The organism is Chloroflexota bacterium, from assembly GCA_014360805.1.
GTDB lineage: Bacteria > Chloroflexota > Anaerolineae > DTLA01 > DTLA01 > DTLA01.
On record JACIWU010000046.1, the window covers coordinates 15,347 to 28,471 of the forward strand.

13 protein-coding genes are annotated in these 13,125 nt (G+C 67.1%); 3 read left to right on the forward strand and 10 right to left on the reverse strand.

Annotated elements, in window-relative coordinates; all coding sequences use genetic code 11:
* Positions 1–2: 2 nt before the first annotated feature.
* Positions 3–1,052 carry a DNA polymerase III subunit delta gene (gene holA, locus H5T65_09105; protein ID MBC7259394.1) on the forward strand — a complete coding sequence of 350 codons (1,050 nt, stop codon included), beginning with the start codon at positions 3–5 and terminating at the stop codon, positions 1,050–1,052.
* Between the two features lie 68 nt (positions 1,053–1,120).
* On the opposite strand, the gene H5T65_09110 is transcribed toward holA, so the two are convergent.
* From H5T65_09110 to lexA (H5T65_09135), 6 genes are all read right to left on the reverse strand, one after another.
* Complete coding sequence (locus H5T65_09110; GenBank protein ID MBC7259395.1) at positions 1,121–1,366, reverse strand: hypothetical protein; 246 nt, start codon at positions 1,364–1,366, stop codon at positions 1,121–1,123.
* Positions 1,363–1,728 carry a hypothetical protein gene (locus tag H5T65_09115; protein ID MBC7259396.1) on the reverse strand — a complete coding sequence of 122 codons (366 nt, stop codon included), beginning with the start codon at positions 1,726–1,728 and terminating at the stop codon, positions 1,363–1,365. Before H5T65_09115 ends, H5T65_09110 begins: the two co-directional genes overlap by 4 nt.
* A gap of 32 nt (positions 1,729–1,760) precedes the next feature.
* Positions 1,761–2,870 (reverse strand): DNA translocase FtsK, encoded by a 1,110-nt coding sequence (locus tag H5T65_09120; protein ID MBC7259397.1) that lies wholly within the window; start codon positions 2,868–2,870, stop codon positions 1,761–1,763.
* Between the two features lie 15 nt (positions 2,871–2,885).
* Entirely contained in the window at positions 2,886–3,278 is a 393-nt protein-coding gene (locus tag H5T65_09125; GenBank protein ID MBC7259398.1) for a hypothetical protein, read from the reverse strand.
* 21 nt (positions 3,279–3,299) lie between these two features.
* On the reverse strand, positions 3,300–3,941 hold the full coding sequence (lexA, locus tag H5T65_09130; GenBank protein MBC7259399.1) for a repressor LexA: 642 nt from the start codon (positions 3,939–3,941) through the stop codon (positions 3,300–3,302).
* A 106-nt stretch (positions 3,942–4,047) separates the two neighbouring features.
* Positions 4,048–4,692 (reverse strand): transcriptional repressor LexA, encoded by a 645-nt coding sequence (gene lexA / locus H5T65_09135; GenBank protein ID MBC7259400.1) that lies wholly within the window; start codon positions 4,690–4,692, stop codon positions 4,048–4,050.
* 277 nt (positions 4,693–4,969) lie between these two features.
* Between lexA (H5T65_09135) and H5T65_09140 the strand changes: the two genes are divergently transcribed.
* Together H5T65_09140 and mnmE are read left to right on the forward strand one after the other, a co-directional pair.
* A complete protein-coding gene (locus H5T65_09140; protein MBC7259401.1) occupies positions 4,970–7,339 on the forward strand; it encodes a tetratricopeptide repeat protein in 2,370 nt (789 codons plus the stop codon).
* A gap of 440 nt (positions 7,340–7,779) precedes the next feature.
* On the forward strand, positions 7,780–9,153 hold the full coding sequence (gene mnmE, locus H5T65_09145) for a tRNA uridine-5-carboxymethylaminomethyl(34) synthesis GTPase MnmE (protein MBC7259402.1): 1,374 nt from the start codon (positions 7,780–7,782) through the stop codon (positions 9,151–9,153).
* Between the two features lie 153 nt (positions 9,154–9,306).
* Here the strand turns inward: mnmE and H5T65_09150 are convergent, their stop codons facing one another.
* From H5T65_09150 to dnaJ, 4 genes are all read right to left on the reverse strand, one after another.
* Positions 9,307–10,044: a hypothetical protein gene (locus H5T65_09150; GenBank protein MBC7259403.1), complete on the reverse strand. Its 738-nt coding sequence runs from the start codon at positions 10,042–10,044 to the stop codon at positions 9,307–9,309.
* A gap of 136 nt (positions 10,045–10,180) precedes the next feature.
* On the reverse strand, positions 10,181–10,921 hold the full coding sequence (locus H5T65_09155; protein MBC7259404.1) for a 16S rRNA (uracil(1498)-N(3))-methyltransferase: 741 nt from the start codon (positions 10,919–10,921) through the stop codon (positions 10,181–10,183).
* Between the two features lie 33 nt (positions 10,922–10,954).
* Positions 10,955–11,851, reverse strand: coding sequence for a 50S ribosomal protein L11 methyltransferase (prmA, locus tag H5T65_09160; GenBank protein MBC7259405.1), 897 nt, complete (start codon positions 11,849–11,851; stop codon positions 10,955–10,957).
* Positions 11,852–11,860: 9 nt separating this feature from the next.
* The gene (gene dnaJ, locus H5T65_09165; GenBank protein ID MBC7259406.1) at positions 11,861–12,994 is read right to left on the reverse strand and encodes a molecular chaperone DnaJ; all 1,134 of its coding nucleotides are present in this window, start codon (positions 12,992–12,994) and stop codon (positions 11,861–11,863) included.
* Between the last annotated feature and the right edge of the window lie 131 nt (positions 12,995–13,125).

Below are 13,125 nucleotides of genomic sequence, written 5' to 3' on the forward strand. Positions count from 1 at the left end.
GCATGTTCTACATCTTTGACGGCGACGACGACTTCTCGCGCGACGAGGCACTGGCGGCGCTGAAGGCGGAACTCGGCCCCGCCGACATCGTGAGCCTGAACACGAGCGTCCTTGACGGCGCGGCGGTGTCGCTGGAAGAACTCCGACACGCGTGCGACAGCATCCCGTTCTTCGGCAACGCGCGGCTTGTCATCGTCAAGGGCCTGCTCACCCGCCTTCACGCGCCGCCACGGAGGAAGCCCAGCGCCGCCGAGCAGGAAGAGGGCGAAGAGGCCGAGCCGACGGTTGGTCCCGCTCAGAAGGACTACCGCGCGCGTCTGCTGGAGTATCTGCCCGCGCTCCCGCCCACGACGCACCTGGTCTTCCTGGAGTCGGCGCTCCTCCCCAGCAAAAGCCCGTTCGTGGCGCTCCTCGCCGAGCACCCCGACAAGGGCCGCCGCCAGACCTTCATCCTCCCGAACCCGCGCAGCCGCGATGGAGAGGCCCAACTGGCCGCGTGGATACGCGCCCGCGCCAAGGCCAAAGGCGCGCGCATAGACGAAGCGGCGGTGAACGCCCTCGTTGAACTCATCGGGAGCGATTTGCGCCTCATGGATTCCGAACTGGAGAAACTGGCGGCCTACTGCGCCGAGGGCCTCATCACCCTGGGGGACGTTCGGCAATTGGTGCCGCTGGCCCGCGAAGCCGTCGTGTGGGATCTCATTGACGCTATCGCGCAGAAGCGCCTTCGCGCGGCGCTGGACACGCTGCGCCGACTGCTCCACGAGGGCGAGCCTCCCCTGCGCATCTTCGGCCTGATGGTGAGCGAGTACCGGCTACTGATTCAGGCGAGGACGCTCGCCGACCAGGGTTACAGCGAGGAGCGCATCGCCGCGCGGCTGGGGGTGCATCCGTGGCGACTGCGCCAGCGGATGGAGACCGCACGGCGCGGCTCCGCCGAAAGCCTGAAGGCGACCTACCGCCTGCTGCTGCAGACCGACATGGAGATCAAAACCGGCATCCAGGAACCCGAAGCGGCGCTGGAGTTCCTCGTGGCCAGCCTGTGCCGATGAAGCACTCATGCGCAAAGAAAAAGGGAGCGAGGCCAGCCCCGCGCCCCGCTCCCTGAACCTATCGCGGCCTAAGCCGCGCGGTTCTGCGCCTCGTCGTCGTAGCCCACCCAAACGTGATGGCGCAGGATGTTGGATGCGGCCAACACCCTCACCCCTTCTAGCGCCAGCGTGTGGCCGTTGAGGTCGGCGGGATGGATGTAGCAGGTGTTGGGCGCGCGCCCGAACTTCTCGCGGTAGCGCTCCATCGCCTCGCGCACGCGCTGCTCCAGCGCCTTCTTCGGGTCGCCATCGTACCACAGCAAGCCGATTCTCATAGGAGTCCTCCCCCGCGCCCAGGCTCAATGGACACGGTGTCTTCGTCGCCGATGAGGGTAAAGGTACGCTGCCCTTCGCCGCCATAGTTCGCCGTTGGCGGCAGGTAGGGCATTCGCATGGGCTGGGCTTGCCCGCCGCCCGCCACAACGATAACCGGCGGGTAGCCTGCCTGCTTGCGCTCCTCGTCCTTCTTCTCACGGCGGGCCAGGAACAGGAGGATGATCAGCACCATGGGGATGCTGGCGGCCACCCCCAGCACTACCCCGACGACGACGCCCATGGCCTCGGTGGACATGCGGTTGCCGATGACCACGCCCAGCCCCGCCAGGAACACTGCGGCCAAGAACCAGAGTTTCTTCACGCCCAAACCTCCAGAAAGATGAGTTCTGATGCTCACGACCCGCGCGCAAGCCCACTGGTAACCTTGTCCACCAGGCGCGGCACAAAACCCGTCGCCCGCTTGCCGCCCGGCAACAGGCGAATCGCGGGCCTGGTCCGAAAGCCGTTCGTCGCCAGTCGCGCGGTTTCCGGCGCCGAGATGTAGGCCCCCTGCAGGCGGATAATCTGGCCTTTGGCGACCAGCAGGAAGTCGCCCCGCCCCAGCAGGCGCTCGGCCCCAGTGCCGGCGATGCCGGTCGCCACCTTCGCGTCCTCGGGGCTTGTAACGCTGCCCACGATGCGCACGGGGAAGTTGCTCTTGACCAGCGAACCGATGACGGCGGCGGTGGGCTTCTGCGTGCACGCGACCACGTGGACGCCCGCGCCGCGCCCGCGCTGCACCAGGCGCGTTAGCGCCTCCTCCAGAGGCCGCCCGCCCACCGATACCAGGTCGGCCAGTTCGTCAATGAAGACGACCACGCGGGGCAGGTCTCGCCCTTCGGCATCGCGGCGCTCCATCTCGGCCACCAGGCGCTGCAGGACGCTCAGCGCCTCCTCGGTACGGCGCACCACGGGGAACAGGAGGTGCGGCAAATCGGAGAACGGCGCGAACCCCCGCCACTTCGGGTCAATCAGCACCATTTGCAGCGCCGACTGGCGATTGAACAGCGCAAGCGAGGCGATCATGGCGCGGGCCAGTTCCGTCTTGCCGCTGCCCGTGGTGCCCGCGATGAGCACGTGGGCCACGTCGGGGCTGGACAGGCGCAACAACAGCGGAGCGCCGCGCTCGTCCAGACCCAGCACGGCCGTGTGCGGCGGCACGGACGTGAGCCGCGCGCACAGGGGCAGCAGGTGCACCACGTCGCCGCGCTCCCTGGGCACCTCCACGTGCACCTCGCCGTTCTGGCGGAACACCCGACACGACGGCACGCCCAGCGACAGCGCCAACTCCTCGGCCAGGTTCGCCACCTGCCGCACCTTGGCGCCCATGGGCAGCGACACGCGGAAGCGCACGAATCGCGGCGTTACGAACCCGCCGCTGACCCGCGACGGCAGGCGGTGGCTGTACAGGACATCCTCAATGCGGTCGGCCTGGTAGTTCAAGACCTGGTGAAAGGCACTCATGGCGCGCCTCCCGCGCTAGGAAACCGCCGCCACCGGCTGGGGGAACACGAGGATGTTACCGGCGCGCGCAGCCGGTTCCGCTTCCTGCACGCCACGGCACGTCCGCGCCGAGCACGCCAGGCACTGGCTTGCGCTCTGCACAGGCGCGACCTTGAGGGCGCAGGCAGCGGTGTGGAAGCGAATGGCCGGCGGCTCGTTGTTCCACACCTCCACGCGGCCCGTGGCGTAGCGAACGACGATGGGACTCGGCTCGGTCTTCGCCAACGTGAACCGCAGGTGTTCGCAGCCCGATTGCCGCGCCGGGCAGGTGCGGCACAGGTTGGGCGAGACTTCGCGGTCGCCCTCGCGGATCTTCTGGCAGATGACGCGGCCTTCTTTGTCAACCGAACGGTACTCACAGATGGACATGGGATTCCCTCCTGGACATTCCTAGGCTACGCCGGCTTCGCCGTTCCAATACTCGCTGCGGATGACGCCCACCACCTTGCCCTGCACCTGCACATCCTGGGCGGGCAGAAAGCGGGGCGGATAGTGCGGGTTCTCGGAGTGCAGTTCCACCAGCGCGCCGCGCAGGTAGAACCGCTTGCACAGCCACGCGCCGTCGGGGAACTCGTCGCTGGGCACCCGCACGACGGCGAGTTGGCCGTTCTCCACGCGCTCGGTCGCCAGGACGAGGAGCAGGTCGCCGTGGCGGATCATCGCATCCTCCAGCGAGTTCCCCTCCACCTGCACAGCGTACAGGTTGTCGGCCGGGACGAACAGGCTCGGCGGGACGTCCACCGTGCCGATGACGTCGGTGAAGTTGATGCCGGTGCCGGCCGATGCCTTCCCGCAAAAGGGCACAGCGAAGGGCCGGGGGACGATCTCCAAAGCACGCGGCGAGTTGGCCTTGCGGTGGATGTAGCCCTTGCGCTCCAGTTGCCGCACGTAGTGTACCGCGTGCGACTTGGTCTTCAGGCCGAATTCGGCTACCATCTCCTCGTAGGTTGGGGCGAACCCGTGCTTGTGCACGTAGCGCTGGAGTTTCCTCCAGAACTCTTCTTGCGACTGGGTGAGTGGTTCGGGACTCATGGCAAACCTCCTGACCCGAAACAAATAGAACGCATGTTCTAGCCCATTATACTAGAACATGCGTTCTATGTCAAGAGGTTTGGACGTTGTGCACGAAAATTTAAACTTAGGCGACGCGATCCAGCCGCCGGATGACCAACACCACCTTGCCCTGGATTTCCACGTTGGCCGGGTGCACGTAGATGGGCTCCATCGTCGGGTTGGCGGGCTGAAGCCGGACGCGGTCCTTCTCCCTGTAGAAGCGCTTGAGGGTAGTCTCCTTCTCGTCCTTGAGCCAGACCGCCACCAGGTCCCCGTTTTGCGCTTCTTTCTGGTGGCGCATGATGACCAGGTCGCCGTCGTGGATGAGGGCGTCCACCATGGAGTTCCCGCGCACTTCCAGGGCGTACAGCCCGCGCTCGTCGCTGATGATGTCGCGGGTGAGTTCCACGACCTCATCCTCGCCCAGCATGGCGAAGTCGCTGTCGGGGATGGGCACGGGCGCGCTGGCGACGATGACGCCGACGAGCGGGATGCGCACGGGCGCGGCGTAGGTGCGCTCCTCGCGGGCCAGGCGGATGCCCCGTGAGATGTCGCGGTTGCGCAGGATGTACCCCTCGCGCTCCAGGATGTTCAGGTTGTAGTTGACGACGGAGGTGGAAGAGATGCCCACTGCCTGCCCGATTTCGCGGATGGTGGGCGGGTAGTGCTTCTCGGCGGTGTATTGGCGGATGAACGCGAGAATCCGCTGTTGGCGCTCAGAAAGGGCCATGTGAACCTCCTTCGGCAGCGGCGCTGCTTGGCCGCCGCTCCTGATCCTATTATACACGAACATTCGTTCTATGTCAAGATCTGGGCGGGGTTTCTCTGTGTCTTCGTATGAGGCATTCTTTTCCACACAAAGACACAAAGAAAGGACTTTCGTGTCTTTGTGTCTTCGCGTGAGCAACCTGCTTCCCACGCGCGGCGGCGAACGTGGTTTGACAGCAGGCCCTCTCGCACCCATAATCATCGGCATGGCTCGCAGGGACAGATTGCCTTGGATGGGAATGCTCGCGCTGATTGCGGCTGCCGTGGCGCTTGGGGCGTGCTTCGCGCCCATGCGTCCGGCGGAGCGCACGCCCGCGCCCACGCCTGCTCCCTCGCCCACCGCCGCCCCGCCTGCGCCGACGCCCACCCCTTCGCCGCAGGCGCTGCTGGATGCGGCCAGGTACGCCTACCAGGCGGGCGACTGGGACCGGGCGGTGTCGCTGGCGACGCAGGTGCGCGATCGGTCGCCCGTCCTCGCCCCTGAGGCGCGCCTGCTCCTGGCGCAGGGCCTCATCGCGCTGGGCAAGCCCCAGGAGGCCGCCGCTGCCCTGGTCGAGCCGGAGTTCGCCGACGCGACGGCGCAGGCCAGGGCGCTGTCGGTTCTCGCCACGGCGTACCGAGATGCAGGCGACTGGGCGCGCGCCATTGAGTACCAGACACGACTTATCACCGCGACGGGGGTGCTGTCAGCATGGTTCCACGAACTCAACGGCGACGCCTACGTGCAGTTGGGCGATCCCGAGCAGGCCATCGCGTCCTATCGGGAAGCCGCCGCGGGAGACGGTCAAGCGCGGGTGCGCCTGCTGGAGAAGATTGCGCGCGTCCAACTGGATGCCGGGCTGGCGGCCGACGCGGTGCAGACCTACGACGCGCTGCTTGCCCTGGCCTCGTCGCCCGAACTGGCCGCGAAGGTCCACTACCTGAAGGGGCTGGCCCTGCGCGACAGCGACGAGAAGGCGGCTCTGGGCGAATTTCGGGCGGCCACAGAAGCGTCTGCGTCGGCGCGGGAATCGTATCTGGCGCTGGTGGAGTTGGTCCAGGCCGGCGAGGCGGTGGACGAGTTTCGGCGTGGCCTGATAGACTACCAGAACGGGGCCTATCAGGCGGCGGCCGAGGCTTTCGGGCGCGCGCTGGTTTCCGCCGATGCCTCCAGGCGGCCGGACATCGGGTACTACCTGGGCCTGGCGCGCGTGGCCCTGGGCGACTACGACGGCGCTCTGGCTGCGTTGGACGAGGCGCGGGCGGCCAGCAAGGATGCGGTGTTCCAGGCCAAAGTCCTCATGGCGCAGGGGCGGGCACTGGAGAAGGCCGGCAAACTGCCGGAGGCGCGCGACGCCTACCGGCAGGCGCAGGAGATTTGCCCGTCGTGCGGCACCGCGCCCCAGGCCCTGTGGCGCAGCGCCCAGGCCGCAGTTGCCCAGGGCGACCGTGCTACCGCCGCCGCGGATTACCTCTGGCTGCAACGCCTGTACCCGAGCGACGATGGCGCGGACAACGCCATGTTCCAGGCGGCGCTCCTCTACTATCAGGACAGGCGGTTCGCCGAGGCGCAGGTGGTGTGCGAGGAGTTGCTGAGCCGCTATCCCGCGTCGGACGTGGCCTCTGCGGCGCGCTTCTGGGCCGCGAAGGCGGCGCTGATGGCCGGCCAGCCCGACCTGGCCGAACCGCACCTGCGCGCCCTGGCCGAGGGCCAAGTCGCCGACTACTACGCCCTGCGCGCCACGAGCATACTCCACGCGCAGGATGCCATCCTCCCGCCGACCGGCAACCTGCTGCTGGCGGCCGACGAGGCATCCGAGCGCGCCGCGTGCCTCTCGTGGCTCATTGCCTGGGCGAATCACGGCGAGCCGTATCCGTTTGACCGCCTGCCGGACGACCTGGCGGGGGATTTGGATTTCCGCAAGGGCCAGGCTTTCGCGGCCCTCGGGCTGATGGAGGAAGCCGCGGAGCGATTCAGCGCCGTTCGCGCCCGCTGGAAGGACGCCCCCCTCGCGCTTTTCCAGATGGCCGAGTACCTGCGCGATGCGGGGCTATACCGGCAGTCCATCGCGTGCGCCGAGCGGGTGATCGCGCTGTCGCCGTCGGGGACACGCTCCGACGTACCGCGCTACCTGTGGCGCCTGGCCTACCCCACGTACTACGCCGAACTCATCCTGGATCACGCGGCCCGCAACGGTCTGGACCCGCTATTGGTCTTCGCAGTTGTGCGTCAGGAGAGCCGCTTTGACCCTGTCGCCGGCTCCTGGGCGGGGGCGTTGGGGCTGATGCAGGTGATCCCACCAACGGGCGAGTGGATCGCGCTCCAATTGGGCGAGCGGGGCTTTCGGCGAGAGGATTTGCTGCGCCCGGTGGTCAACGTCCGCTTCGGCGCGTGGTACCTGGCCCGCCAGATGCGCGACTTCGGGGGCGACCCGCTGGCGGCGCTGGCGGCCTACAACGGCGGCCCCGGCTACGCCCGCCTTTGGCTATCGCAGATGCAGGACTACGACCCCGACCTGTTCGTGGAGACCATCCCCGTCGCCGAGACGCAAACGTACCTCAAGGCCATCCTGGGCCAGTACGCGGCTTACCGCTCCATCTACCAGCCGAGCCGCGCGCTCATTCCCTAGGCGGTGCCCCTCGCGCCTTCGCGTTCGCGGATTCCCAAGACCACGGGCAGGTATGGAAACCTGCCCTACGCTATCCACGAATAACGCGAATCCTCACGAATGGAGAATACACGTAGACACGTAGGGCGGCTTTCCATATCAGGTGCGACGCACTTCCGGAAGTGCGTCGCACCTAGTGTTCTCACCGCAGAGAGCACCGAGAACGCGGAGATTTCAGGGGAAATCTCTGTGGTCTCCGCGCGCTCGGCGGTGAATCGTCCGTAGGGCGGCTTTCCATAGCCGCCGCGTGGGCAGTGGGCAGGTATGGAAACCTGCACTTTCGGAAGTGCGTCGCACCTGATGTTCTCCGCCTGCTCGGCGGTGAACTGTAGTCAGCGGCTGGCCACTCGCAATTGCGCGCCGCTGCGCGAAGCGCTACAATAGGCGGCGTGAGGTGAGCCATGAAGAGCCTGGATGACACGATTGCGGCGATTTCCACACCCCTTGGGCAGGGCGGGATCGGCATCGTGCGCATGAGCGGCCCCGACGCGCTGCCCATTGCGCGGCGGCTGTTTCGGCCCGCGCGCGGGCGCGCCGCCGCGCCGTGGCCTGCCTTCCGCCTGCGCCACGGGTTCATCGTGGACCCGGCCACCGACGCCCGCGTGGACGAGGTGCTTGTGGCCTACATGCCCGCGCCCCGAACCTACACGCGCCAGGACATCGTGGAGATCAACGGGCACGGCGGCATCGTGGCCCTGCGCCGCATTTTGGAACTGGCGCTCCGCGAGGGGGCGCGCCTGGCCGAGCCGGGGGAGTTCACCCTGCGCGCGTTTGTGAACGGCCGCATAGACCTGGCGCAGGCCGAGGCGGTCTTGGACATCGTGAATGCGCACACCGACGCGGCGCTGCGCCTGGCCGTGGGCCAACTGGAGGGGCGCCTGTCCTCACAGGTACGGCGCGTGCGCGCGTGCCTTCTGTCGGTGCTGGCCTACCTGGAGGCCACCATTGACTTCGTGGAAGACGAAGTGCCCCCGCAGGATGTTGGCCCCGTGCTGAACATCGGTGCCGACATGCTCCGCAACCTGCTGCGCGGCGCGGACCAGGGCATCATCTACCGCCACGGGATCCGCACCGCCATCGTGGGCCGGCCCAACGTGGGCAAATCCAGCCTGCTCAACGCCCTCTTGCGCACGGACCGCGCCATCGTTACTCCGATACCGGGGACGACGCGGGATACCCTGGAGGAGACCCTGAACCTGAAGGGAGTGCCCTTCGTCCTGGTGGACACGGCTGGCATCGTGGGCGCGACGGCCGATCCGGTGGAGCAACTGGGGATTGAGCGGAGCCGACGGGCTGTGCGCCAGGCCGACCTGGTGCTGGTGGTCGTGGACGGGAGCGAGCCGCTTCGCCCCGAGGATGCCGCCATCGCCGAACTGACTCAGGGTCGGGCGAGCATCGCGGTGGTGAACAAGTGCGACCTGCCGACCGTCGCGAACCTTGAGGGATTCCTGCCCAACGCCCCGCGGGTGCGCATCTCGGCGCTGACCGGTGAGGGGCTGGACGACTTAAGGGCCGCCATGCTGAAACTGGCCCTTGGGGGCGAGGTGCTGGCCGGCGATGGCGTCCTGGTGGGCAGCGTGCGCCACAAAGAGGCCCTGGCCCGCGCGCTGGATCACCTGGAGAAGGCCCAGGCCACCCTGCGCCAGGGCCTGCCGGCAGACTTCGTCGCCATAGACCTGCGCGCCGCGCTGGACGCGCTGGGCGAGATCACCGGCCAAACGATCACCCCTGACCTGCTGGACAGCATCTTCTCCAACTTCTGCATCGGCAAGTAGCGTAACAGGGGCGGCGTTTGGAGCGCGAAAGCCGCAAGCCCGCGCGAAGGGCGCGAAAGGGAGTCCGTGCCTTTCGCACCTCTTCGCAGACTTCGTGCTCCGGGCATGTGCTCGCCGGTTCCGTTGTCCCCCTGCGCGTCGGGGGCGAGTCTCCTACGCCTGCGGGGGCTTGCGGGCGCGCATCTCCTCGTTGAGGAAGCGTATCATGTCCTGGCCTTCGCGGTATGTCGCCGCGTCCAGGTCGTGGCCGAATTTCTCCTGGAAGCGCGCCTTCACCCCTTCCAGCGCCGCGGTGTCATCCGCCTCGCCGTGCATCTCCCGGTAGAGCCGCACGAGTTCGGCCTTCTGAAAGTCGGTGAGGGTGCCCGGGCGGCGAGAGGACGGCGTCCGCGGGCGGGCCCCAGGCGGGGCCTCGCGCACTTGCTCGCGGGCTATCACCCGCTCCATGTCCTCGGCCGAAGCCAGCCCCGCGCCCGGCAGCAGGCCGTAGCCCATGGCCGACAGGGCGCGCCCGATGGCCGATGTCTCGGCCACCTCCCAGGGGAATTCGCGTTCCACGGGGCTGCCCCCGACCTTGCGCGACGTGGCGATGCCGTGCCGCCGCCCGTAGATTTCGCTCACCACCGTTACCATCAGCGTCAACTGCTCGTCGCTGTTGAACAGCACAACGGGATCCTCAAAGTCCAGGCGTTTGCCCTGGAGCCGGTGGTCTTCATTGGCCATGGCCAGTTTGCCGTCCACCGACATGTAGGCCGTCTCCGAGGTAACCCACTCGTCCCCGATGCGGCGCTTCTTCTCCAGGCCAATGACGTAGTCCACGAAATCCTCGTGGCGCACCTTGCCCACGTCGCGGGCCTTCTTGCACAGGGCCAGCAACTCTTCTCGTTTCATGGTCGCCTCCTTCCGTCATGCCGACTGTCAAGCCGAACGCCGGGCTGGCGGAAGCGACAGCGATGAGGCCCGGCAGAGCGGGTTGCGTAGAACTTATGTTCTAACCGATTATAACCCACATGCGCCCACTTGTCAACTATCCCAGGTCGCCGAAGGCAAACAGAATCGCGGCCGCAGCGACGAGTCCGGCCGTCTCGGCGCGCAGAATGCGCGGGCCCAGATGCACCGGCACGACGCCGGCCTGTCGGGCCACGGCGATTTCTGACTCGTCAAACCCGCCCTCTGGCCCCACGAACAGGCTCACGGAGAACGGCCGCGGGAGCCGCTCCAGCGCCTGCCGCAGGCTGGTGGCGGCCTCCTCCTCCCACGGGATCAGCGCCAACTGGCCTGCGCGGGTCGCGCGAAGGCAGGCCTCGCGGAAGAACAGCGCCGGCGCCAGCGTGGGGAGCCTGCCGCGCCGCGACTGTTCCGCCGCCTCGCGGATGATCTTCTCCCAGCGGGCAGCCTTGTGCGCCGCGTGTTCCAGGCTGGACACCACACACCGCGCGCTGATGACGGGCACAAATTCCACAATCCCAAGTTCGGTGCCCTTCTGGAGCACGAACTCAAACCGTTGCCCCTTGAGAAACGACTGGTAGAGGGTGATCTTGGTGCGGGGTTCCGTGGCGCAGAGCGAGCGGGAGACGATCTTCGCCCGCGCTTCCTGGGGGGTGATCTCCGTCAGTTCCGCCTCGTACTCCCAGCCGGAATTGTCCAGGACCACGATGTGCGCCCCGGGAGCCATGCGGAGGACGTTGCGCAGTTGGTGCGCGACGGAGGAGGGCAGCGAGACCTCGTCCCGCTCAAAGGCCTCTTGCGGAACAAAGAAGCGATGCATTCAGCACTCCCGGCAGACTGTACGGGTTGGCTTCTATTCGCGGGCCTTCTCGGCCCAAAGGAGCACCCAATCTTTGTCCTGCCGCTTCTCCACCAAGCGAAGGGAGTGAACGGCGAAAGAGCGCTCCAGATCGTCGGCCTGGGTTTGGAGGATGCCGGCAGCGATGAATGGACCGCCCGGGCGCAGGTGCCGCGCCAAATCTTGGGCCAGCATCTCCTGGATGACGTGGGCCAGGATGTTGACCACGATGAGGTCAAACTCGCCCGACACCGCCTCCACCGATCCAAGTCTGACATCAATGCGGTTGCGCATGCCGTTCGCCAGGACGTTTTCGGTCGCGGCTTTCACGGCGATGGGGTCGTTGTCTATGGCAGTTACGCGCGCCGCGCCGAGGAGCGCCGCCGCAATGGCCAGTATGCCTGAACCCGTGCCCATGTCCAGCACGGACATGCCCGGGCGGATGGCATCCTCCAGCGCCTGTACGCACAGTTGCGTGGACGGGTGCAGCCCCGTGCCGAAGGCCATGCCCGGGTCCAGCGTGATGACGATGTCGTCGGGGAGGGGTTCGTAGGTGCGCCACGACGGGCGAATCACGATGCGGCGGCCGATGCGGAGCACGTGATAATGGTCCTGCCAGGCGTGTTCCCAGTCCTTGTCCTCCAGGCGCACGATCTGGAGGTCGGGCAGTGGGTGGATTTGGGAAAGATGCCACAGGCCCTGCTGGATCCGCAGGAGGACTTCCACCTGGTCGTCGCTGGGGGCAAGGTAGGCGCGGATGCGCGTTACGGGATTGGGGAGGGGTTCGCCGCCGTCTTCGGTGCCGACCTGCTGTTCCACGACGGCGCTGCCTCGGCAGTAGCGGCTGAACAGTTCCACGACCGCCTCGGCGGATTCCTCGTCCACCTCCTGGGTCAGTTCAAGCCAACCCACGCCGCCCTCCTAGCCCGACCCGAACGCATCCTCAAAGGCATCGCGGACCTTCTCAAAGAACCCCTTGCCGTTGCCCGTGGCCACCTGTTCGCGGCCCAGGGATTGGGCGAGTTTCTCAAACAGCGCGCGCTGCTCGGCCGTGAGTTCCTTCGGGATGAGGACGTGGATGGTAACCAGTTGGTCGCCCCGCCCGTTGCGCCGCAAGTAGGGGACCCCCTTGCCGCGCAGGCGGTACACCTTGCCGTTCTGGGTGCCTGGCGCGATGGTCAGTGTCTCGTTGCCGTCCAGCGTCGGTACTCGGACCGTATCGCCAAGCGCCGCCTGGGCCACGTTGATGTAGAGATCCAACAGGATGTCGTTCTCGCGCCGCTTGAAGAAGGGGTGCGGCTTGACGCCGATGACGACGTACAGGTTGCCCGGCGGCCCGCCGTACTGGCCAGGCTCGCCCTCGCCGGCCAGACGAATCTGGGTTCCCTCGTCCACGCCTGCGGGAATCTTGACGTGAATCTTGCGCGCGACCCGAACCTGCTTCCGTCCGTGGCACTCGGCGCATGGCGTGTTGACGATTTCGCCCTCACCCCCGCAGCGCGGGCAGGTTACTACGCTCACGAAGGAGCCGAGGATGGACTGCTGCACGCGCCGCACCTCGCCGGAGCCGCCGCACTCGGGGCAGCGGATGGGCGACGTGCCGGGTTCCGCGCCGCTCCCGCCGCATCGCTTGCAGGTTTCCAGGCGGGGCACCTCCAGGTCCTTCTCCGCGCCGAACACGGCTTCCTCAAATGAGATGGTGAGGTCGTAGCGCAAGTCGGCGCCGCGCCGAGGCGAGCGACGCCCGGCGGTTCCTCGCGTGAAGCCCGAGAAGAAACTCTCAAAGAGGTCAAACGGGTCGGTGAAGCCGCCGAAGTCGGCGAACCCGCCCTGGAAGCCCGCATGACCGTAGCGGTCGTAGGCGGCCCGCTTCTCGTCGTCGCTCAGGACCTCGTAGGCCTCGTTGATTTCCTTGAAGCGGGCCTCGGCGTCGGGCGCCTTGTTCAGGTCGGGATGATACTCGCGCGCCAGGCGCCGGTAGGCTTTCTTGATGTCTTCTTTTGTCGCGCTGCGGCTCACGCCGAGCACTTCGTAATAGTCGCGCTTGTTGGCCATTTCCTATGTCCGAACGTAAGGAGCATGTGGCTGTAGTTGCAGTATACACCCGCAAGGGGCATCCGGCCAAACGCTGCCATGACAGCGCCCTGGCCGCCCGACGCGGAAGCATCGGGCTGAAGGGGCGAAGC